Genomic DNA, 19,937 nt, shown 5'->3' on the forward strand with positions numbered 1-19,937 from the left:
TGCCGATGAATACGATCCGCTTCGACTTCCGCTCCGACACCGTCACCAAGCCTTCCGCCGGTATGCGGGCCGTGATGGCCGAAGCCGAGGTCGGCGACGACGTGTTCGGCGATGATCCTACCGTCAACCGGCTGGAGCAGCGGATGGCCGGTATGCTTGGCAAGGAGGCGGCCTTATTTGTCCCGACCGGGACGCAGTCCAACCTCTTGGCGCTGATGAGCCATTGCGAGCGTGGCGACGAATTCATCGCCGGGCAAAAGGCGCATCTGTATGTCAACGAGGCGGGTGGCGCGGCCGTGCTGGGGTCGATCCAGCCGCAGCCTATCGCACATCAACCCGATGGCACGCTGGCGCTCGCCGATATCGAAGCAGCCATCAAGCCGGATGACGCGCATTTCGCCCGGACGCGGCTGATTGCGCTCGAAAACACCTTTGGCGGCAAGGTGATCCCCGTCGGCTATATGGAGCAGGTGGGGGAATTGGCGCGTCGGCACGGGCTGGCGTTCCACCTCGATGGGGCGCGAGCCTTCAATGCCTGCGCAGTGCTGGGCGCGGATATCGCCGAGTTCACGGCGCCGTTCGACAGCGTTTCGATTTGCCTGTCCAAGGGACTGGGGACGCCGGCCGGCTCGGTGCTGATCGGGTCGGCAGAGGTCATCGGGCGAGCGCGGCGGTTGCGCAAGATGCTCGGTGGCGGCATGCGGCAGGTGGGTATTCTGGCGGCGGCAGGGCTTTATGCTTTGGACCACAATGTTGGACGGCTCGGCGAGGATCACCGACGTGCCAAGCAGTTGGCGGAAGGCCTGTCAGCGTTTTCCGACCTGCGGGTGACCACGCCGGACACCAATATAATCTTTGTCGATATGGACGCCGAACTCGGCGGGCGGTTCACCCAATTTCTGGGCGAGCGCGGCGTGGGCATCACTGGCCGATATGGCCAGCAGCGCTGGGTAACCCATCTCGATCTCGACGACGATGCCGTGGAAGGGGCGCTGGCCGAAGTCCATGCGTTCTTCAGCCAGCGCCACTAGTCAGGGCTGTTTGTCCAGCGCAATGCGGATGGCGAGCTCGACCGGCGTGTAGTTGCCGTCGCGTCGGTCAATCTGCAGTGGCGCGCTGGGCAGGAGCGGCGGCTGGGCCATGAACTTGACCCGGCTGCCCCGGTGTGGCTGGGCAGCGTGCACGAGGAAAGGATGACAGAGATAGACCGTACCGGCTGGACCGGTGGCGAGTGTCTCTGGGCGATCCGCGCTCCAATCAAAACCATCATCAAGGAACTGCCGGAGCGAACGCCCCCCGTCGCCATGGGGCGCCAGATAGCGGGCGACATCGCGATGCGAGCCGATGCGGATCCGGGTGGGGGCGTCCTCTTCGCCGACATCGGAAAAGAGGAAGAGCATCAGTAAGGCCCGGCCCTGCGAGTGCAAATTGACCCGCCATTCAAAAAAGTCCGGGTTCTCCGTGCCAAAGCTCGCATCGACATGCCAACCGTCATCTCCTGGCGCCTCGGGGGAAGGGAAGCGGACGGGAAAGCTGCCCAACCCCCCGCGCGGAACCCAGCGGCCTTCGCCCACTAATTGATTGAAGGTGGAACGGAGAAGGGGCGTGTTGGCAGCCTCACGGAAAGGCGGATCGGCAAAGCCGGAGAGCCGGACGACAGGCTTGGCCCAAGTGGTGGGATCGTTGGGATCGCAGCCGGTAGCGCCCCAGAGAATGGGGAGCGCCGCCTCGGCGAGTGCGGATGGGAAAGCGTGGTCGAGGCGGACAAAGCCATCCTCGATGAAGGCTTCTATTTGCGCCGGCGAGAGCGCGGGCGATGGGGAAGTCATGAGTCAATCCATGCGTCTGCAGAGCCGTCGGAAGACGGCAAAGGGCCTTGGGAGGCGACAAAATGCTCCAATGAGCGCTTAGGCGCTCAGGAACACTGCAAACTTGTGGCTCTTGATCATCATCATGGTGGCGAATGATCCGCGCAAAGCGGGAAATAGTCAATCCGCCTCGCGCCAGGTGGCGGAGGCGGATCTGTCGAGCCTAATCGGCGAAGTAGCTCTGGAGCGGGCGAACCTGTAGGCTGCCTTGCTTAAGAGCGACAATGCCCTCCACGGCGGCAAGGGCGCCGTCGATGGTGGTGTAGTAGGGGATCTTTGACAGCAGGGCCGTGCGCCGGATGTCGCGGCTGTCGCTGATCGCCTTCATGCCGTCGGTGGTGTTGATCACCAGCTGCACGCCGCCATTTTTCATGGAGTCAACGATGTGCGGCCGGCCTTCAAGCACCTTGTTGATCTTGGTGGCGGCGATGCCGTTCTCGATCAGGTAGCGGGCCGTGCCGCCGGTCGCAAGAATGGTGAAGCCAGCTTCCTCGAGGTGACGGGCCATGTCGATGATCGTCGCCTTGTCCTCGTCGCGCACGGAGATGAAGGCGGCGCCCGAGGTCGGGACCTTGGAGCCGGCACCCATCTGCGATTTGGCAAAAGCAATGGCAAAGTTGGTGTCGAGGCCGATCACCTCGCCGGTCGATTTCATCTCGGGGCCAAGCACAGTGTCGACGCCGGGGAAGCGGCTGAAGGGGAAGACCGCTTCCTTGACCGCGACATGCTTGAGCTCGCGTTCAACGAGATTGAAGCTGGCAAGGCTCTCGCCCGCCATGATGCGGCTGGCGATCTTAGCGATGGGCTGGCCGATCACCTTAGCCACGAAGGGCACCGTGCGGCTGGCGCGCGGATTGACCTCGAGCAGGTAGATCACGCCGTCCTTGAGTGCATACTGCACGTTCATCAGGCCGCCGACCTTGAGCGCAAAGGCGAGCTCTGCCGTCTGCCGCTTGAGTTCGGCGATGATCTCGGGCGAGAGGTTTTGCGGGGGTAGGGAGCAAGCCGAGTCACCCGAATGGATGCCCGCTTCCTCGATATGCTCCATGATGCCCGCGACGAAAACGTCCTTGCCGTCGCAGAGAGCATCGACATCGATCTCGGTCGCGCCGGAGAGATAGGCATCAAACAAGAGCGGATTGTCGGAGAGGACCGAATTGATCTGCCCGGTCTTGTCGTTGGGGTAGCGGCTGAGGATTTCCGGTGGCACAAGGCCGGTTAGCGTATCCTGGACATAGCGCTCGAACTCGTTGGCTGAGTGCACGATAGCCATGGCGCGGCCGCCCAGCACATAGGAGGGGCGGATCACCAGCGGATAGCCCAGACGTTCGGCCACGAGCCGCGCCTGTTCCAAGGAATAGGCGATGCCGTTCTTGGGCTGGGTCAGCTCAAGCTTGTTGAGAAGCTTGGAGAAGAGGTCCCGGTCTTCGGCGAGGTCGATGGCGTCGGGCTGCGTGCCCAGGATCGGCACGCCCGCCTTCTGCACCGCCTCGGCCAGGTTGAGCGGGGTCTGGCCGCCGAACTGCACGATGACGCCGTGCAGGGTGCCGGCCTGCTTTTCGGTGGTAAGGATTTCGATGACGTCTTCTTCGGTCAGCGGCTCAAAGTAGAGCCGGTCAGAAGTGTCGTAGTCGGTCGAGACCGTTTCGGGGTTGCAGTTGACCATGATGGTCTCGTAGCCGGCATCGGCCAGCGCGAAGGCCGCATGGCAGCAGCAATAGTCGAACTCGATGCCCTGGCCGATGCGGTTGGGCCCGCCGCCGAGAATGACAACCTTCTTGCGATCGGATGGACGCGCCTCGTCTTCGGGCTCGCCGGCGAAGGGAGCCTCGTAGGTCGAATACATATAGGCGGTGGGCGAGGCGAACTCGGCCGCCGAAGTATCGATGCGCTTGAAGACCGGGCGGACGCCAAGGCTATGGCGTAGCTTGCGCACATCGGACGGCTTGCAATTGGCCAGTTGCGCCAGACGCGCATCGGAGAAGCCCATGGCCTTGAGCGAGCGCAGGATTGCGGCGTCCTGCGGCAGGCCAAACTGGCGCACCTTCTGCTCGGTGTCGACGATGCCCTGCATCTGCTCGAGGAACCAGGGGTCGATCTTGCAGGCGTCGAAGATGTCTTCTAGCGACAGACCCAGGCGCATTGCTTCGGCGACATAGAGGAGGCGCTGCGGCGTGGGTGTGCCGATGGCGGCGCGGATGGCGTTCTTGTCGTCGCCCTCGCCGAGGCCGGGGATGCCGATCTCATTTAGACCGTTGAGGCCGGTTTCGAGCGACCGAAGGGCCTTCTGGAGCGATTCCTGGAACGTGCGGCCGATCGCCATGGCCTCGCCCACAGACTTCATTGAAGTGGTGAGCCTGTTGTCGGCGCCGGGGAACTTCTCGAAGGCGAAGCGCGGGATCTTGGTGACGACGTAATCGATGGTGGGCTCGAAGGAGGCGGGGGTGGCGCCACCGGTGATGTCGTTTTCCAGTTCGTCCAGCGTATAGCCGACTGCCAGACGCGCCGCGACCTTGGCGATGGGGAAGCCCGTGGCTTTAGACGCGAGCGCCGAGGAGCGCGACACGCGCGGGTTCATCTCGATGACAACCATGCGGCCATCGGCCGGATTGACGCCGAACTGTACGTTGGAGCCGCCGGTTTCCACGCCAATCTCGCGCAGCACCGCCAAGGAGGCGTCGCGCATGATCTGGTATTCCTTGTCAGTCAGCGTCAGGGCCGGGGCCACCGTGATGGAATCGCCGGTATGGACGCCCATCGGGTCGATGTTCTCGATCGAGCAAACAATGATGCAGTTGTCCTTCTTGTCGCGGACAACCTCCATTTCGTACTCTTTCCAGCCGAGCACGCTTTCTTCAACCAGCACTTCGTTGGTTGGCGAAGCGTCGATGCCGCTTTCACAGATCGCGAGATATTCCTCGCGGTTGTAGGCAATGCCGCCGCCGGTGCCGCCCAAGGTGAAGCTGGGGCGAATGATGCATGGCAGGCCGATGACTTCGAGCGCCTGAAGGGCCTCGATGGTGTTGTGCGCGAGCATGGAGCGGGGCGTTTCGAGCCCAATCTTCTTCATGGCATCGCGGAAGAGTTCGCGATCCTCGGCCTTGTCGATTGCTTCGGCAGTGGCGCCGATCATCTCGACGCCGAATTTTTCGAGCACACCCATCTTGCGCAGCGAAAGCGCGCAGTTCAGTGCCGTTTGGCCCCCCATAGTGGGGAGGAGAGCGTCGGGGCGCTCCTTTTCGATGATCTTGGCGACCACTTCGGGCGTGATCGGCTCGACATAGGTGGCGTGCGCCAGATCCGGATCGGTCATGATCGTCGCCGGATTGGAGTTCACCAGGATGATGCGGTAGCCCTCGTCCTTGAGCGCCTTGCAAGCCTGCGTACCGGAATAGTCGAACTCGCAGGCCTGCCCGATAATGATCGGGCCCGCACCGATGATGAGGATCGATTTGATGTCGGTACGTTTGGGCATCTCAGGCTCGCTCTCTTAACGTGGCGGGCGACGAGATTCGCCCGGACAGCACTCGGCCCGCGCGAAACCGCGCGGCAACTGAGCGCTGCGGCGCGGGGAAAGGCTCGGACGGGGTGGTTAAGCCGGCTGTCTAGACGAGAAGAGCGGGGAAGGGAAGGGGTGAGCATGCCTCAGTTGTGGAGGCAAACGCCCGTAGCGCGGGATTGCGTACTGTTCGCTTAGATTGCGCTAACTAAGCTGCGAAGCACATTTTTGGGATTTGCTGTTTAGGCTCCTCTGATTGGCGGAGACAGATAGATGGCACGGCCCTACCGGATAATCACAGCTTTGCGGGAACGCATCTCACTGCGGGTGCAGCTAGCGGCCATCGCCGGATTGTTGTGCCTTGTTCTCGTCATGGTCTCGGCCGCAGTGACGGCGAACGCTGCACGCAGCCAAGGCCGGGAAGCTGCGCAAGAAAGATTAAGCGCTGTCGCCAGCGAACTTGCCGACCAGTTGGACTACCGCATGTTCGAACGCTATCGGGAAGTTCGCAACATTGCAGCCCTGCCGCCACTCAAGCAGATGTGGACCTCAGAGCCAGATGCCGTCCGCGCGGTGCTCGAGCAGATGCAGCAGACTTATCCGGACTATTCATGGATTGGCTACGCCAGCCTCGATGGCACCGTGGTTGCTGCAACTAACGGGCATCTTGAAGGCGTCTCCGTGGCGGAGCGGCCATGGTTCATCGATGGCAGCACGGGGCCCACCGTGAAGGACGTGCATGACGCCAAACTCTTGTCTGAACTCCTGGGTGCAAGTGCCGACGGCCAGCCGTTCCGCTTTGTCGACGTTGCCGTCCCGGTTCGCGACGAGTCCGGGCAGATCGTCGGTGTGCTCGGCGCCCATCTGAGCTGGTCATTTTCGCAGGCCACGATGCGCAGCTTGCTTATGCACATACCCGAGGAGCGCATGCTCGACGTCTGGATCGTAGACAGTGCTGGAGAAGCACTGACGGGTTCTCGGTTCGGCTCGGTGCCTTTCGATGCTGAAGGTCTCGCTCGACTGCGGTCGGGAGAGGCGCTGTACGACGCCGAGCAGGGGGTATTCATCACCGCTGCTGTCACTACGGGTTACCTTGAGTATCCTGGCCTCGGTTGGATCGCGGTTGCCGCGCAGCCAGAGAGCACGGCAATGGCGAACAGCCAGGAGCTGACGAGCCAAATTTTGCAAGCTGGATCGATGATTGCGCTTGCTGGCGCATTGGTCGTGGCTTTGCTTTCCGGCACAATGCTTGGCTCGTTGAGCAAGTTGTCGGCCGAAGTGGATCAGATTGGCCGCAGTGCCGACGCCAGGATCAGCCGCGTTGGCGGCTCTTTGGAGCTGGTGCATCTTTCCACTTCCATTCGAGCGCTAATGCGCCGACTAGGAGTGGCTGAACAAGAGGGCGAGGTTGCACGCCGCGCGGCCGCAGATGCCACGACGCGAATGGAAGAAAAAACCCGTCGTCTCGGCGAGGATCTGAGCGAAATGCGTCGCCTGGCCGACACCGATGCCTTGACTGGACTGCTTAACCGGCGCGCCTTCAATGTCTTCGCGGAGGACGCGTACCAACATTTCCGTCGCTACAAGCGTGGTGTTGCCGTCCTGATGATAGACATCGACTACTTCAAGCGCATCAACGACACTTGGGGGCACGCCGCCGGCGACGAAGTCATCAAGGCTGTGGGAGCCCAGGTGGGAGCGGCTATACGCACTACTGACAAGCTCGCGCGCTTTGGGGGAGAAGAGTTTGTCGTCATGTTGCGCGAGGTGGATCCGCCCACTGCCTGGAGCCTTGCAGAGCGAATGCGGCGGCAGATCGCCGATACCCCGGTAGACTATCGCGGGTCACCCGTTCACGTCACGGTCTCGATCGGTGTGGCCATAGTCAGCATGTCGGACCGCGATACTGGCGACGCTGTGGAACGCGCCGATCGCGCACTCTACGGCGCCAAGGCAATGGGTCGTAATCGCGTGGTTGCCGAATGGAATAACACCGACGCCAGCAACGCTGCCTAAGGTCACTTTGCTGGCCGTGTTGAACTTTCCCCTGCCACAATACACCGCCCGTTAAGCCGGGGACCCGATACTAGCGCTGGATCGAATAGGCTTTCCGGCGGCGCCTCCTATGCACCGCCTATCCAGAATGGGTTTCGAGACGCATGCGCCTCATTATCGGTATTGTTCTTGTTTTTGCCTGCGTGCTGGGCGGTTACATGGCCATGGGTGGCCATATCGAAGTGCTGTGGCAGCCTTTTGAAGGGGTGATTATCCTAGGTGCCGCATTGGGCGCCTATGTAATCGCTAATAGCGGGCCGGTGCTCAAGCAGTCGCTGGGCGTGTTCGGCATTCTCTTTAAGGGCAGCAAATACAACAAGGCGGCTTACCTCGAATTGCTGAGCCTGCAGTTCACCCTTTACAAGCTGGTCCAGGCAAAGGGTGTGCTGGCGCTCGAGCCGCATATTGAAGATCCCCACAATTCCCAGCTCTTCAACCGCTTCCCCACTTTCGCCAAGAACCACCATGCAGTGGAATTCATGTGCGACTATCTCCGCATGGTGACGCTGGGCTCCAACAATGTCCACGAGATGGAAGCCTTGATGGACGAGGAACTGGAAACGCATCACCAGGAACAGGAGCGTCTGGTGAGCGCGGTACAGGCGCTAGCAGACGGTACGCCGGCTCTGGGCATCGTCGCGGCCGTGCTGGGTGTGATCAAGACCATGGGTGCCATCAGCGAGCCTCCTGAGGTCCTGGGCCATCTTATCGGCGGCGCACTAGTGGGAACGTTCCTCGGCGTGTTCGTAGCTTACGGCTTCTTTGGTCCCATGGCACAATCGCTGCGCAGCACCTTTGAACAGGAGTCCAAGTACTTCCTGTCGATGAAGGCGGGCCTCCTTGCCCATATGTCGGGGCAAGTGCCCGTCATGGCTGTGGAGTTTGCCCGCAAGGCGGTCATGTCCGAGGATCGGCCGACCTTTGCCGAGGTCGATGCGGCCACCGCAGCCCTGCCGGCCGCGACCTAAAAACCCCAACCTATGGCCCTCAACAACCAGCCGATCATCATCAAGAAGGTCAAAAAGGGCGGCCATGCTCATCATGGTGGCGCCTGGAAGATCGCTTACGCGGACTTCGTAACCGCGATGATGGCGTTTTTTCTCCTGCTTTGGCTGATCAGCATGACCACGCCCGAGCAGAAGGAAGGCTTGTCGGACTATTTCGCGCCACCCAATACTACCCTTACCACCAGCGGTTCGGGGGGCATGATGGCGGGCGCGGCCATGGGCACTGCCGGGGCCAAGATGGCTGGCTCCACCGTCGATGCCAAGCAGGACGTCTCGGCTGCGCCTGAAAGCACCGAGCTGAGTTCTACGACGCCGGGGACGGGTAGCATCGAGGGCAAGGCTGGGCAGAATGATGCTGCCGCGGGCAAATCGAGCAATGAGCGCAAATCCCAAGACGATCAGGCGTTCCACAGTGCTGCGGCCAGTATCCGCCAGGCTTGGCAGGCCATGCCCAGCATCGCCGAGATTGCTGACAATCTGATCGTTGAAGAGACCAAAGACGGGCTCAATATTCAGCTAATCGATCAGGAAGGTCGCGCGATGTTCCCCGAAGGGTCCAAATACCCCTTCGAGGTGACGCGCATGGCAATCGCTGCCATTGCACCGATCCTGCAAAAGCTCCCCAACCAGATCGCCATCTCGGGGCACACCGCTGCCGGGGCAACCTACAGCAATCCCCGTTATGGTTCGTGGGAGCTTTCCAGCGACCGGGCCAATGTGGTTCGCACGCTGCTCGGCGAGTTCGGTCTCAACGAGGGCAAAGTGAGCTCGGTTGTCGGGCATGCTACCAACGAGCCGTTTTTTCCAAATGACCCCTATATGGCCGCCAATGAGCGTATCAAGATCACGGTGTTGTATGAAGCGCCGCCAGTGCCGCCGGGAATGGCGCCCTAGATAGCTTTATTCCTCCGGCTCAGTGGTGAAGAGCAGGGGGTAGCCATGATTGCGGGCGAACTCGGTTGCGCGGTTGGCCTTCTCCTCGGCGATCTCTCGGGTGAACACGGCGACCACGCATGATCCCTTGGTGTGGGCGGTCAGCATGATCACCTGTGCCTGCGCCTCGGACACGCGGAACTCGGCCTTGAGCAGGCGGACCACGAAATCGCGCGGCGTGAAGTCATCGTTGACGAGGATAACCTTGTGCAGCGGCGGCCTAGCTGGCTTTGTCACCGTGGCGCTGCGTGGCTTGGTGTCACTCTGGGGCCCTGCCGAGCGGATGGCGGAACGGCTGGCGCGCAAGATGCGTTCGAGCAGCATCTTAGCGTCAAGGTGCCTTATGCTTGGTCTGCTTATCACACTCATCATTATCGCTCTGATTGCGGGAGCCCTGGGCTTCACCGGGATTGCCGCAGGCGCAGCAACGCTTGCCAAGGTTATCTTCGGCATCATGCTGATTGGCATCGTGCTGATCCTGCTGCTCGGCTTTATGGGCCTAGCCATCATATTTTAGAGGCTTTTTGTCCGCGTGTCGCCGCTTTGCCCGCAACTGGTGACGGTGAACCGGTTCGCGCGGCATTCGTTATTTCACGATATTTGATCATCAGGAGAGTTTCGTATGGCGCAGGTTCCAACCGTCGCACTCAATGACGAGCGCAACATTCCCCAGCTCGGTTTTGGGGTATGGCAAGTTGGCAATGACGAGGTCGTCCGCGCCGTGCAGGTGGCGCTCGAAACCGGCTACCGGTCCATCGATACGGCGCAAATCTACGGTAATGAGGAGGGGGTGGGGCGCGCGATCCGCAACAGCGCGGTGCCGCGCGAGGAAATCTTCATCACCTCCAAGCTGCGCACCAGCCAGCAGAGCTATGACGATGCTATACGCTCCTTCGAGGATGCCCTGCAGCGGATGGGGCTCAACTATCTCGACCTCTTCTTGATCCACTGGCCGACACCGGCGCAAAACAAGTATCACGAGGCCTGGAAGGCTTTTGTGCACCTGCAGAAAGAAGGGCGGGTCCGCTCCATCGGCGTTTCGAACTTCCTGCCCGAGCACCTGGACAAGATTATCGATGAGACCGGGGTAGCGCCGGCGGTCAACCAGATCGAACTGCATCCCGAGTACCAGCAGCAAGACGTGCGCGACTTCCACCAGCGGCACCAGATCGCCATCGAGAGTTATAGTCCGCTGGGCAGCGGTGCCTTGCTGGAAAACCCCGCTATCGGCGACATCGCCCGCAAACATGGCGTTTCGCCAGCGCAGGTGATGATCCGCTGGCAGATCCAGGAAGGACTGATCGTTATCCCTAAATCCTCAAACCCGGAACGCATCCGCAGCAATTTCGATGTGTTCGCCTTTGAGCTTGATAAGGACGATCTCAGCAAGATTGCCAAGCTCGACAAAACAGATGGAAAGATCGGCAGCCATCCTAACGAGATGAACCGGCCGTTCTAGAACCGGAGCTTGAAACCTTCATGGGTCTTGCTGAAGCCTAGTCGCTCGTAGAAGCGGTGGGCTTCGATCCGCACCTTGTTGGAGGTGAGTTGCACCATGCCGCAGCCCGCCTCGCGGCAACGCTCGATGGCCCACTGCATCATTTGCGAGCCGTAGCCATGGGCGCGGCAGTCTGGCCGGATGTGCACATTCTCGATGATGCCGCGTTTCATGCCGAAATTGGGCAGCCCGGGAATAAAGCTCAACTGCAGGGTGCCGATGACCTCACCGGCACGCTCCACCGCGATCAACCGGTGCGCGGGATCTGCTGCGATCTCGTCCAAGGCGGCGCGGTAGCGGACATCCGTGAGCGTTGCCGGATCAAGCGGCGGCGTATCTTTTCCGCGCGCGTCGCCCTCGTGGCTCAGCCGCACCAGAGTGGGAATATCGTCTGGATGGGCGTCGCGAAAAGTCAGAGTGGTCATCAGCGGCTCCCGCGTTAACGACAATCAGCGTTCCGATCTGATGGGAGGAACTCGGCTCCAGATCAAGTCGTTGTGAGCATCATCAAAGGACGGAGAACAATATCATGGCTATCCGAGAGCGTGAGACGGTGATCGTTGATCGCGATGGTGGCAGCAGCGCTGGTGGCGTGATCATCGGCATCGTCGTGGCCGTGGCAGTGATTGCCATCGCCTATTTGGTCTTTTTCAACAACGCTGGTGGCGGGGGCGGGACACTTGATGTCGACGTCCCAGCCGTCAGCGTGGACGTCGCGCCGGACGGGCAATAGACCCTCCGAAGGCCAAGTCGGAACGGGCGCTCCTTGGAGCGCCCGTTTTTCGTTCAGCCCACGCTCAGGGCAACATCGATATTGCCGCGGGTAGCGTTGGAATAGGGACAGACCTGATGGGCCTTTTCGACGAGGTCTTGGACCTGAGCGCGGTCCATACCGGGCACGGTGACCTTTAACTCCACTGCGATATTGAAGCCTTTGCCGCCTTGATTGGCGTTCTCGCCGAAGGAGACGGAGGCGTCGATCTTGGCATCGTCGGGAATGGTGACCTTCTCGCCACGAGCGACGGCCTTGATCGCGCCTAGGAAGCAGGCCGAGTAACCGGCCGCGAAGAGCTGTTCGGGATTGGTGCCGGGTCCACCATTGCCGCCCATTTCCTTGGGAGTGTCGAGCGTGACGGACAACCGGCCGTCATCGGTCGCGCTGGTGCCGGTGCGGCCGCCGGTCGTGCTGGCATGGGCGGTGTAGACGGGTGACTTGATCATGGTCTTGTCTCGCTGCTGAAGTTGGGAACGTCGGAATGCAATTTTCTCTAGCTCACAATTCAATTGTGTGCAATATATTTCTTGCCTGACCAGTTGGTGGAACGCAGCGATGACCGACCCGCTGAAACTCGACTCCATGCTCTGCTTTGCCGTCTATGCGGCGGGGCATGCTTTTACGCGCTTCTATAAGCCGAGGCTGGACGGTCTGGGACTGACCTACCCGCAGTATCTAGTCTTTCTGGTGCTGTGGGAGCAGGACGGTCTGACGGTCAAAGCGTTGGGCGAGAGATTGTTCCTCGACAGCGGTACGATTACGCCCCTTGTGAAGCGGCTCGAGGGCAGGGGCCTGTTGCGGCGCGAACGGGACAAGGCAGACGAACGGCTGGTCCGGGTCTTTCTTACCGAAGAGGGTCGAGCATTGCGCGGGCAGGCGGAGGCGATACCGCTCGCGGTGGGATCAGCACTTGGGCGCGAGCGGGAAGCTATCGATAGCCTGCGGGAGAGCCTAACGCTCCTCCGCGAGCAGCTGGACGCGGCCGAGCCAAAAAAGAAATAGAACGCTTTGGGCTTGCTATTGCAGGCCAATCGGATCGACGATGCCGGCGTCGCAACCCCCGTCGGTGGGCCGGGCATCCATGATGCGGTCAGCAAAGCTCTCCGGCCTGTTGATATCGCCGGTGAGCCCGATGGTGAGTTCGTTGATGAGGCGGCGGCTGCCGTCATCGACACAAGCGAGGCGCACGCGCTCTCCGGCGCCATCACCGAACGCGGCGTCGAAGGCAGCCCGGACGTCCTCCTGCGTCAGGCTTTTGCCCGTTGCACTCGCGAAGAGACTAGCCACTTCTGAGGCGTTGATGGCTTCGAGCATGGCCAGAGAGTCGGCATAGTATTCTTCGGCATCTCCGTCATAACAGGTGCCATGCTTGATCCATTCGTGCCGGTCCAATCCCGATTGGGTCCCCGGCATTACCTGCTCGAGCTCCTCTCGCAATGAAGGGGAGAGATCAGGTTCGGGAAGCAGATCCCAATCTCCGGCTTCGTCTCGCCGCACGGTTTGGGCATCGACACCGCAATAGTCGCGCGAGCGGGGCTGCGGCCAGAGGCCATGAAGCGAGAAGTTTGCCGCGTCAAAGCGGTCTTCGGTCTGGCTTTCGCACTCCGGGCGGTCGGGGCGCGTCTCGCAGAAGGCCGGTTGCCAGCTGATCGCCAGGACATATTGCGTCCGCTCCTGCGCCTGGCCCGCCATGGTGGAGGCAATGAAACAATGCGTGGTGAGGAGCGTCCGCATGATGATCCCAATGGTGAGTGGCGGGCGGCACCAGCGCCGCCCGCCCCATGATTTTAGAGGGAGATGCGATAGATGCCAAAGCCCTCTTCGTTGGTTTCGCCAGTCGCTTCGATGTCAACTGCGGTGACGTCGTCGAGGTGCTCTTCGGCTTTGGGCCCAGTGGCGAACAGCACGGTGGTGTCGCCGATGGGAGCGAGGGACCAGTTGCTGTCGGCCTTGGGGTTGATGGTGCCGTTTTCCACGATATAGCGGACGATCAGGTCGCGATTGGTATCTGGACCCTTGAAGATGATCTTGTCCGACCCGATCCCCGGGAACGAGCCGCCACCACCGGCGCGGTAGTTATTAGAGGCGACGACAAAGCGTGCCTCCGGATCGATCGGCTCGCCATTGTACTGCAGGTCGACGATGCGGTTAGCGTCGGGATTGATCTCTTCCTTGCCGTCCGAGGAGTACTTGGAAGGCTGGGTGAGATCGATCTTGTAGGTCACGCCATCGATCACGTCGAAATTGTAAGACGGGAAGTCGGGATTGATGAGGTCGGCGTCGGTGGCACCGGCCTCGACCTGGTTGAAGATACCGGCGGAACGCTCGAGCCAGTTCTTGATGTCAGCGCCGCTGACTTCGAGCGCCTGGATGGTGTTGGGATAGAGGTAGAGGTCCGCCACGTTCTTGATGGCGACCGGCCCAACCGGCACGTCGGTGTAGTAGTCCGGGCCACCGCGACCGCCAGACTTGAACGGAGCGGCAGCCGAGAGCACGGGAAGGCCCTCCCACTCGGTGCCCTTCATCATCTGCTCGATATACCAGGTCTGGGCCTGGGAGACGATCTGGACGGACGGATCATCGGCCACGAGCGCGAAGTAGGAGTGGAGCGGTGCCGCGGTTTCACCAACGGCACGCCGGATGTAGTCCAGCGTTTCCTGGTGTTCGTCCTCGGCCGCTGCAGCGACCTCTTCTTCATTCTCGACCAGTGCCACGACCGTGCCGTCGACACGCTCGGAGATCGGGCGGGCTTCGGAGGTATGGGAGACGACGGTCCAGTTGCCCTCGGCATCCTCTTCGATCAGCAGGTCGATCAGGCCCATATGCGAGCCCCAGAAGCCGGGCATGACTGCGGGGGTGCCGTTGAGGGTACCCGCTTCGATGTCGGCGCCTTCGACGTCAGCATAGTCCGGGCCGGGGAAGACGAGGTGGTGGTGGCCGGTCAGGACGGCATCAATGCCCTCGACGGCAGCCAACTGCAGCGACGCGTTCTCAGCACCTTCGCCCTGGTCGGCGGCGATGCCGGAGTGCGACAGGGCGATGATGATATCGGCGCCTTCTTCGCGCATCTTGGGCACGTAGGCGCGGGCGGTCTCGACGATGTCGCGCGTTTCAACCTTGCCGGTGAGGTGCGTTGCGTCCCACGTCATGATCTGGGGCGGGAGGAAACCGATAACGCCGACCTTGATGGTCTTGGTTTCGCCAGCACCAGTGGTCAGTTCCTTGTCGATGATGAGGTAGGGCTGGATGTAGGTATCGTCGCTCAGCGGATCGGCTGCCAACTCGCCCCGCACGAGGTTAGCCGAGACGAAGGGGAATTCCGCGCCGTCGAGTGCCTTGTCGAGATATTCGAGGCCGTAGTTGAACTCGTGATTGCCCAGCGTGGCGGCGTCGTAGCCCAGAGTGTTCATCGCTGCGATGATGGGGTGGACGTTGCCATCGAGACCCTTCTCATAGGCGATATAGTCGCCCATCGGGTTGCCCTGAATGATGTCGCCGTTGTCGAACAGCATCGAATTGCCGGCTTCGGCGCGGATCGATTCGATGATGGAGGCGGTGCGCGCCAGGCCCATCGTGTCGTTCGGGGCATCGGCATAATAGTCATAGGGGAAAACGGCGACGTGCAGGTCGGTCGTTTCCATGATGCGCAGATGCGCCTGGTTGGATTGGGCAAGTGCGGCGAAGGGGTGCATCGCGGCGATAGCGCCAATGCTTGCGGAACCCGCAAGGAAGGTGCGCCGCGAAATCTTGGGCATGAAATTCATGATGATCTCCCTGAAGCTGTGATTGGCGCCGGGGGCGCTTGGCTCGCTCCCGGGCAGAACGGGCGCAAGGCCCGCAGATACTCCCGAGGGAGCAAAGATGCTCATGCCGTTCCCAAATGACGCTCTGATGACGGCGGAGAGTAGAAGCTAGGCAGATTTTTACCAGGCGGTCAATTTGTGACAGTTCAGTGACACTGCTGTGCCGCGTGGTTGGACCTGGAACTGATCTCGGCGCCTGTGCCTTGTTGCTGACGGTCGCGTGACCAGGAGGTATGTGCATGAAGTGGCGTGGGCGTCGGCAGAGTTCCAACATCGAAGATCGGCGGGGACGCGGTGGTGGTCGCATGGGCGGGTTCGGAATGAGCCCGTTCGGTCGCCGCGGTGGTGGCGGAATGCGCATCCCCATGGGCGGTCGCCGCACCGGCGGCGGCATCGGTGGTATTCTGGGGATCATCGTCATCCTCGGGATTGTTTGGATGCTGACAGGTCAGAACCCGCTCGACATGTTGTCCGGCGGCGCGGCCGGGCCGAGCCCATCCATCTCCTCTTCCGAGCGGGTTCCAACTACGGGCGAGCAGGGTGAGCTGCGCGACTTCGTGGGCGTAGTGGTCCAGGAAACCGAGGATCTCTGGACCGATGTCTTTGCCGCCTCCGGCGAGGATTACCCCGAACCCACCGTAGTCCTGTTCACCGGCGCCACCAACACTGGATGCGGCATGGCCGATGCGCGGACCGGACCTTTTTACTGTCCGGCAGACGAGCAGGTGTATATCGACCTGAGCTTTTACGATCAGTTGCGCGATCGTTTCGGCGCACCCGGCGATTTCGCGCAAGCCTATGTGCTGGCCCATGAGGTGGGCCATCATATTCAGCAGATCACGGGCGTGCTGCCCGAGTTTAATGCGCGGCGGCAGAGCCTCAGCCAGGAAGATGCCAACGCCTACTCCGTGCGGATTGAGCTACAGGCGGACTGCTATGCGGGCGTGTGGGCGAACTATGCCGGTCAGCAGAACCTCGTGGAGGCTGGCGATTTCGAGGAGGCGCTGAACGCAGCAGAGCAGATCGGTGACGACGCCCTCCAGATGCGCAGCCAGGGTTTCGTGGTGCCAAAGACCTTCAATCATGGCACCTCGGAGCAGCGCCAGCGCTGGTTTGCACGAGGGTACGAATCGGGCGATCCGGCCCAATGTGATACCTTTTCGGGGAGTATCTAATGGCGGCCAAGCAGATCGAAACATTGGTGCTCAGCGATGATGGGGTCTTTCCCAACAGCCCATTGCCAGTCCTTGTCTATCGCGGAGCGACTGGTGGAGACGGGCCCAAGTCCTTCGAGGAGCTGTTCCGGAAGAACAGCTGGCCGCCGCAATGGCGGGGGTCGGTCTTCAACTATCATCACTATCATTCCAACAGCCATGAATGCCTGGGCGTAGCGGCAGGTCACGCCGTGCTGCGGCTGGGTGGCCCGAGCGGCGCGGATGTACGGTTGGAAGCTGGCGATGCAGTCGTCATTCCGGCGGGTGTCGCGCATCAGCGTGCCCTCGCCAGTTCCGACTTCATGGTGGTCGGCGCCTATCCACCAGGGGAAGAGGAGTGGAATACGCTGCGGGGCAATCCGGGGGAGCGTCCCAAGGCCGATGAGACCATCAGCAAGGTGCCTGTCCCCGAAACCGATCCGGTCGAAGGCTCCGAGGGAGCGCTGCTCCAGAAGTGGCGCTAACTAGAGCCCCAGGAGGTGGCGTGAGCCCATCGCGGCGGCCCAGCCGGCGGCCAACATGACGAGGCCGGGATAGCGCAGGCTGACGATCAGTGCCGTCAGCATCGCCAGCTTGATATCAAGCCCGCCATTGAAGAAGGCTGGCGCAAACAGCGTCGTCAGCACGGCAGCCGGAACGGCATTCAGCGCCGCCTCGAGCCGCGGCGGGATGGTGCGCATGCGGGTGATGAGCACATAGCCGCCCACCCGCGTCAGGTAAGTGGCCGCTGCCGCAGCAAGGATTAGCCAGACAGTGCCCATATCGTTCATTGGACCGGCGACCCTTCGGCGCGGATTTCGGCAGGCGGCGTGGGCAAGGGCAGCAGGGCGGCGAGCAGTACGCCGGCAGCGGCGCCAATGCTGACATGCCAGGGCGAGCCGACGAAGTGATAAGCGGCGACGGATGCCGCGATGGAGACGATAACCACCGGAAAGAAGTTGCGCCGCTTCCGGAAGCCGACCACTAGGCCCAGAAAATAGATGGGCAGGAGCACGTCAATCGCCCACACCCGCGGATCGCCGATCATGCTGCCGAACCAGGCACCGACGACGCTGAAAATCACCCAGGGGACGTAGATGATCGCCGCAAAAGACAGGTACCAGGTGAAGGTCACCGGCCGCCCGGCCTCGCCCCGCTTGATGACCTCGGCAAATTGCGGATCGATCAGCAGGTAGAAGGCGATGGCCTTTTGCACCGGCGAGAACTGAGTGATGAAGCGGGTGATGGCCGCACCATAGAGGATGTGCCGGAAGTTAACGGCAAAAATCGAGAGCACGACCAGCCAAGGGGCGACGTGCTGTCCGAAAAGCTCGATGCCCACGAGCTGACTGGCGCCGGCATAGACAAAAGCGCTCATCATTGCGGCATCGAGGACCGACAGGCCGTTGTCAACTGCGACCGTCCCAAACAACACGGCAAAAGGCGCAGAAGAAAGGGCGATGATTAAACCGCCCTTAAAGCCTTCTAGTACTTCGCTCCGGCGCATCGCCGCTAGGCGGCCGGCGCCTTGTGCTCGGGCTGCTGGGGCAGGCCCTTTTGTTCGCGCACATGGTTGAGGAAGCGGGTGAAGAGATAGTGGCTATCGCGCGGGCCGGGGCTCGCCTCGGGATGGTACTGCACCGAGAAGATCGGCTTGCCCTCAACGCTCAGTCCGGCATTGGAATTATCGAACAGCGAAACATGCGTCTGGGTGATGCCCGGCGGCAGGCTGTCGGTGTCCACGGCGAAGCCATGGTTCATCGAGGTGATCTCTACCTTGCCGGTGGTGAGGTCCTTCACCGGATGGTTGGCGCCGTGGTGGCCCTGATGCATCTTGGAGGTCTTGCCGCCAAGAGCGAGGCCAAGCAATTGGTGGCCCAGGCAGATGCCGAACACCGGCTTGCCGGTCTCCATCAGCTTCTGGATAGTCGGCACGGCATATTTGCCGGTCGCCGCCGGGTCGCCAGGACCGTTGGAGAGGAAGATGCCATCGGGATTGTGAGCGAGGACATCTTCGGCCGTGGCGGTTGCCGGCACCACCGTCACCTTGGCGCCCTGATCGGAAAGGCAGCGCAGGATGTTGCGCTTGGCACCGTAGTCGATGGCGACGATGTGGAAGTCGGGATTGGCGAGCTGACCATAGCCTTCGTCCCATTTCCAGCCGGTCTGGTCCCAATGGTAGGTCTGGGCGGTCGTCACTTCCTGAGCGAGATCGAGACCCACGAGCCCTGGGAACGCGTTCAGTTCGGCTGTAATCGAGCCTTCGTCGAACATGCCGGTGGGCTCATGGGCAATGACGCCATTGGGCATGCCGTGCTCGCGGATGCGGGCGGTCAGCGCACGGGTGTCGACGCCAGCGATGCCGATGATGTTGCGCTTTTTCAGCCAAGCATCGAGCTTCTCGGCTGCCCGGTAATTGGATGGGTTGGTGATGTCGGCCTTGAGCACCACGCCGCGCACGCCGGAAAGAGCGGCCATGTTGACCGTCTCGATGTCCTCATCGTTAGTGCCGACATTGCCGATATGGGGGAAAGTGAAGGTAATGATCTGGCCGGCATAGGAGGGATCGGTCAGCACCTCCTGGTAGCCCGTCATGGCGGTGTTGAAGCAGACTTCGCCCGCCGCATGTCCGACAGCGCCGATACCGCGGCCCTCGAGGCGCGTACCGTCAGCTAGGATCAGAAGGGCGGTCGCGGGGGATTGCTGCCAGCCGGTCACGGTGGGCCTCCAAGGGTTCGGTCGATGTGGTTGAGGGCTTTCCTTAGAAGCCCCGGCGCGGGCGCGCAAGTAGCGTTCACACCGCTTTGTGCCTATATGGGCTGCGAATAATGCAGAACAACAGGGGCAGTTCCATGCGCGAACAGATCAGCGAAGGACTAAAGCAGGCACTCAAGGCGCGCGATCAGCGCCGCACCGCGACGCTGCGCTCGATCAACTCGGCCATCAAAGATCGCGACATCGCCATTCGGCAGGAGAATCGCGGTCCGGCAACTAACGACGAGATCCTCGCCATCGTGCAGAAGATGGTCAAGCAGCGCGAGGAGAGCTTCGCGATCTACGCCCAGGCGGGCCGGGCGGACTTGGCGACGGTCGAAAAGGAAGAGATCGATATCCTCAATGAGTTCCTGCCCAAGGCGCTGAGCGAAGAGGAAGTCAACGCCGCTATCCAGGCAGCGATCACCTCCAGTGGCGCCGAAGGGCCCAAGGATATGGGCAAGGTGATTGCTCAACTCAAAGCCGATTATCCCGGGCGCATCGACTTCGGCAAAGCCAGCGGCAAGGTCCGCGCGGCACTAAGCTGACAGG

21 protein-coding genes are annotated in these 19,937 nt (G+C 61.5%); 11 read left to right on the plus strand and 10 right to left on the minus strand.

Features of this window, described 5'->3' with window-relative positions; all coding sequences use genetic code 11:
• The first annotated feature begins 5 nt into the window (after positions 1-5).
• On the plus strand, positions 6-1,031 hold the full coding sequence (gene ltaE, locus QOV41_RS06005; RefSeq protein WP_284580189.1) for a low-specificity L-threonine aldolase: 1,026 nt from the start codon (positions 6-8) through the stop codon (positions 1,029-1,031).
• Here ltaE and QOV41_RS06010 read toward each other — a convergent pair whose 3' ends face one another.
• Together QOV41_RS06010 and carB are read right to left on the minus strand one after the other, a co-directional pair.
• Positions 1,032-1,829: a phytanoyl-CoA dioxygenase family protein gene (locus QOV41_RS06010; protein WP_284580190.1), complete on the minus strand. Its 798-nt coding sequence runs from the start codon at positions 1,827-1,829 to the stop codon at positions 1,032-1,034.
• A 202-nt stretch (positions 1,830-2,031) separates the two neighbouring features.
• On the minus strand, positions 2,032-5,343 hold the full coding sequence (gene carB, locus QOV41_RS06015; protein ID WP_284580191.1) for a carbamoyl-phosphate synthase large subunit: 3,312 nt from the start codon (positions 5,341-5,343) through the stop codon (positions 2,032-2,034).
• A 297-nt stretch (positions 5,344-5,640) separates the two neighbouring features.
• On the opposite strand from carB, the gene QOV41_RS06020 reads away from it, so the two are divergent.
• The 3 genes from QOV41_RS06020 to QOV41_RS06030 all read left to right on the plus strand — a co-directional run bounded on the left by QOV41_RS06020 (position 5,641) and on the right by QOV41_RS06030 (position 9,323).
• The gene (locus QOV41_RS06020) at positions 5,641-7,383 is read left to right on the plus strand and encodes a sensor domain-containing diguanylate cyclase (protein WP_284580192.1); all 1,743 of its coding nucleotides are present in this window, start codon (positions 5,641-5,643) and stop codon (positions 7,381-7,383) included.
• A gap of 143 nt (positions 7,384-7,526) precedes the next feature.
• The gene (motA, locus tag QOV41_RS06025; RefSeq protein ID WP_284580193.1) at positions 7,527-8,390 is read left to right on the plus strand and encodes a flagellar motor stator protein MotA; all 864 of its coding nucleotides are present in this window, start codon (positions 7,527-7,529) and stop codon (positions 8,388-8,390) included.
• 12 nt (positions 8,391-8,402) lie between these two features.
• Positions 8,403-9,323 (plus strand): flagellar motor protein MotB, encoded by a 921-nt coding sequence (locus QOV41_RS06030; RefSeq protein WP_284580195.1) that lies wholly within the window; start codon positions 8,403-8,405, stop codon positions 9,321-9,323.
• 6 nt (positions 9,324-9,329) lie between these two features.
• Here the strand turns inward: QOV41_RS06030 and clpS are convergent, their stop codons facing one another.
• Positions 9,330-9,686: an ATP-dependent Clp protease adapter ClpS gene (clpS, locus tag QOV41_RS06035; RefSeq protein WP_284580196.1), complete on the minus strand. Its 357-nt coding sequence runs from the start codon at positions 9,684-9,686 to the stop codon at positions 9,330-9,332.
• A gap of 19 nt (positions 9,687-9,705) precedes the next feature.
• Between clpS and QOV41_RS06040 the strand changes: the two genes are divergently transcribed.
• Positions 9,706-9,879 carry a DUF1328 family protein gene (locus QOV41_RS06040; protein WP_284580197.1) on the plus strand — a complete coding sequence of 58 codons (174 nt, stop codon included), beginning with the start codon at positions 9,706-9,708 and terminating at the stop codon, positions 9,877-9,879.
• Between the two features lie 105 nt (positions 9,880-9,984).
• Positions 9,985-10,821: an aldo/keto reductase gene (locus QOV41_RS06045; RefSeq protein WP_284580199.1), complete on the plus strand. Its 837-nt coding sequence runs from the start codon at positions 9,985-9,987 to the stop codon at positions 10,819-10,821.
• Here the strand turns inward: QOV41_RS06045 and QOV41_RS06050 are convergent.
• Positions 10,818-11,285, minus strand: coding sequence for a GNAT family N-acetyltransferase (locus tag QOV41_RS06050; protein ID WP_284580200.1), 468 nt, complete (start codon positions 11,283-11,285; stop codon positions 10,818-10,820). The two genes, QOV41_RS06045 and QOV41_RS06050, sit on opposite strands and share 4 nt — an antisense overlap.
• A 104-nt stretch (positions 11,286-11,389) precedes the next feature.
• On the opposite strand from QOV41_RS06050, the gene QOV41_RS06055 reads away from it, so the two are divergent.
• The gene (locus tag QOV41_RS06055; RefSeq protein ID WP_284580202.1) at positions 11,390-11,593 is read left to right on the plus strand and encodes a hypothetical protein; all 204 of its coding nucleotides are present in this window, start codon (positions 11,390-11,392) and stop codon (positions 11,591-11,593) included.
• A 53-nt stretch (positions 11,594-11,646) separates the two neighbouring features.
• On the opposite strand, the gene QOV41_RS06060 is transcribed toward QOV41_RS06055, so the two are convergent.
• On the minus strand, positions 11,647-12,081 hold the full coding sequence (locus tag QOV41_RS06060; protein ID WP_284580204.1) for an organic hydroperoxide resistance protein: 435 nt from the start codon (positions 12,079-12,081) through the stop codon (positions 11,647-11,649).
• A 109-nt stretch (positions 12,082-12,190) separates the two neighbouring features.
• Between QOV41_RS06060 and QOV41_RS06065 the strand changes: the two genes are divergently transcribed.
• Positions 12,191-12,637 carry a MarR family winged helix-turn-helix transcriptional regulator gene (locus QOV41_RS06065; protein ID WP_284580205.1) on the plus strand — a complete coding sequence of 149 codons (447 nt, stop codon included), beginning with the start codon at positions 12,191-12,193 and terminating at the stop codon, positions 12,635-12,637.
• Between the two features lie 15 nt (positions 12,638-12,652).
• Here QOV41_RS06065 and QOV41_RS06070 read toward each other — a convergent pair whose 3' ends face one another.
• Both QOV41_RS06070 and QOV41_RS06075 read right to left on the minus strand, forming a co-directional pair.
• Positions 12,653-13,369 carry a ribonuclease T2 gene (locus QOV41_RS06070; RefSeq protein WP_284580208.1) on the minus strand — a complete coding sequence of 239 codons (717 nt, stop codon included), beginning with the start codon at positions 13,367-13,369 and terminating at the stop codon, positions 12,653-12,655.
• A 53-nt stretch (positions 13,370-13,422) separates the two neighbouring features.
• The gene (locus tag QOV41_RS06075) at positions 13,423-15,399 is read right to left on the minus strand and encodes a bifunctional 2',3'-cyclic-nucleotide 2'-phosphodiesterase/3'-nucleotidase (RefSeq protein WP_284580209.1); all 1,977 of its coding nucleotides are present in this window, start codon (positions 15,397-15,399) and stop codon (positions 13,423-13,425) included.
• A 278-nt stretch (positions 15,400-15,677) separates the two neighbouring features.
• Here QOV41_RS06075 and ypfJ point away from each other — a divergent pair, with 278 nt between their 5' ends.
• Positions 15,678-16,613 (plus strand): KPN_02809 family neutral zinc metallopeptidase, encoded by a 936-nt coding sequence (gene ypfJ / locus QOV41_RS06080; protein WP_284580210.1) that lies wholly within the window; start codon positions 15,678-15,680, stop codon positions 16,611-16,613.
• Complete coding sequence (locus QOV41_RS06085) at positions 16,613-17,116, plus strand: cupin domain-containing protein (protein WP_284580212.1); 504 nt, start codon at positions 16,613-16,615, stop codon at positions 17,114-17,116. The genes ypfJ and QOV41_RS06085 overlap by 1 nt, the downstream gene beginning before the upstream one ends.
• Here the strand turns inward: QOV41_RS06085 and QOV41_RS06090 are convergent, their stop codons facing one another.
• Genes QOV41_RS06090 through carA form a run of 3 tightly spaced genes read right to left on the minus strand, consistent with a single transcriptional unit; the run spans position 17,117 to position 19,349 of the window.
• Positions 17,117-17,422, minus strand: coding sequence for an AzlD family protein (locus tag QOV41_RS06090; protein ID WP_284580214.1), 306 nt, complete (start codon positions 17,420-17,422; stop codon positions 17,117-17,119).
• The gene (locus tag QOV41_RS06095) at positions 17,419-18,138 is read right to left on the minus strand and encodes an AzlC family ABC transporter permease (RefSeq protein WP_284580215.1); all 720 of its coding nucleotides are present in this window, start codon (positions 18,136-18,138) and stop codon (positions 17,419-17,421) included. Before QOV41_RS06095 ends, QOV41_RS06090 begins: the two co-directional genes overlap by 4 nt.
• Positions 18,139-18,143: 5 nt before the next feature.
• Positions 18,144-19,349 carry a glutamine-hydrolyzing carbamoyl-phosphate synthase small subunit gene (gene carA / locus QOV41_RS06100; protein WP_284580216.1) on the minus strand — a complete coding sequence of 402 codons (1,206 nt, stop codon included), beginning with the start codon at positions 19,347-19,349 and terminating at the stop codon, positions 18,144-18,146.
• Between the two features lie 134 nt (positions 19,350-19,483).
• Here carA and QOV41_RS06105 point away from each other — a divergent pair, with 134 nt between their 5' ends.
• A complete protein-coding gene (locus QOV41_RS06105; RefSeq protein WP_284580218.1) occupies positions 19,484-19,933 on the plus strand; it encodes a GatB/YqeY domain-containing protein in 450 nt (149 codons plus the stop codon).
• Positions 19,934-19,937 lie beyond the last annotated feature (4 nt).

This window comes from Devosia sp. RR2S18, assembly GCF_030177755.1.
Taxonomy (GTDB): Bacteria; Pseudomonadota; Alphaproteobacteria; order Rhizobiales; family Devosiaceae; genus Devosia; species Devosia rhizosphaerae.

Excerpts from the sequence above, each read along its gene's own strand:
- QOV41_RS06090 (WP_284580214.1), bottom strand. The coding sequence starts at position 17,422 with ATGAACGATATGGGCACTGTCTGGCTAATCCTTGCTGCGGCAGCGGCC.
- QOV41_RS06040 (WP_284580197.1), top strand. The coding sequence starts at position 9,706 with ATGCTTGGTCTGCTTATCACACTCATCATTATCGCTCTGATTGCGGGA.
- QOV41_RS06075 (WP_284580209.1), bottom strand. The coding sequence starts at position 15,399 with ATGAATTTCATGCCCAAGATTTCGCGGCGCACCTTCCTTGCGGGTTCC.
- carB (WP_284580191.1), bottom strand. The coding sequence starts at position 5,343 with ATGCCCAAACGTACCGACATCAAATCGATCCTCATCATCGGTGCGGGC.
- QOV41_RS06085 (WP_284580212.1), top strand. The coding sequence starts at position 16,613 with ATGGCGGCCAAGCAGATCGAAACATTGGTGCTCAGCGATGATGGGGTC.
- QOV41_RS06020 (WP_284580192.1), top strand. The coding sequence starts at position 5,641 with ATGGCACGGCCCTACCGGATAATCACAGCTTTGCGGGAACGCATCTCA.
- QOV41_RS06055 (WP_284580202.1), top strand. The coding sequence starts at position 11,390 with ATGGCTATCCGAGAGCGTGAGACGGTGATCGTTGATCGCGATGGTGGC.
- QOV41_RS06070 (WP_284580208.1), bottom strand. The coding sequence starts at position 13,369 with ATGCGGACGCTCCTCACCACGCATTGTTTCATTGCCTCCACCATGGCG.
- QOV41_RS06105 (WP_284580218.1), top strand. The coding sequence starts at position 19,484 with ATGCGCGAACAGATCAGCGAAGGACTAAAGCAGGCACTCAAGGCGCGC.
- QOV41_RS06010 (WP_284580190.1), bottom strand. The coding sequence starts at position 1,829 with ATGACTTCCCCATCGCCCGCGCTCTCGCCGGCGCAAATAGAAGCCTTC.
- ltaE (WP_284580189.1), top strand. The coding sequence starts at position 6 with ATGAATACGATCCGCTTCGACTTCCGCTCCGACACCGTCACCAAGCCT.
- motA (WP_284580193.1), top strand. The coding sequence starts at position 7,527 with ATGCGCCTCATTATCGGTATTGTTCTTGTTTTTGCCTGCGTGCTGGGC.
- ypfJ (WP_284580210.1), top strand. The coding sequence starts at position 15,678 with ATGAAGTGGCGTGGGCGTCGGCAGAGTTCCAACATCGAAGATCGGCGG.
- QOV41_RS06030 (WP_284580195.1), top strand. The coding sequence starts at position 8,403 with ATGGCCCTCAACAACCAGCCGATCATCATCAAGAAGGTCAAAAAGGGC.
- clpS (WP_284580196.1), bottom strand. The coding sequence starts at position 9,686 with ATGCTGCTCGAACGCATCTTGCGCGCCAGCCGTTCCGCCATCCGCTCG.
- QOV41_RS06045 (WP_284580199.1), top strand. The coding sequence starts at position 9,985 with ATGGCGCAGGTTCCAACCGTCGCACTCAATGACGAGCGCAACATTCCC.
- QOV41_RS06060 (WP_284580204.1), bottom strand. The coding sequence starts at position 12,081 with ATGATCAAGTCACCCGTCTACACCGCCCATGCCAGCACGACCGGCGGC.
- QOV41_RS06065 (WP_284580205.1), top strand. The coding sequence starts at position 12,191 with ATGACCGACCCGCTGAAACTCGACTCCATGCTCTGCTTTGCCGTCTAT.
- QOV41_RS06050 (WP_284580200.1), bottom strand. The coding sequence starts at position 11,285 with ATGACCACTCTGACTTTTCGCGACGCCCATCCAGACGATATTCCCACT.
- QOV41_RS06095 (WP_284580215.1), bottom strand. The coding sequence starts at position 18,138 with ATGCGCCGGAGCGAAGTACTAGAAGGCTTTAAGGGCGGTTTAATCATC.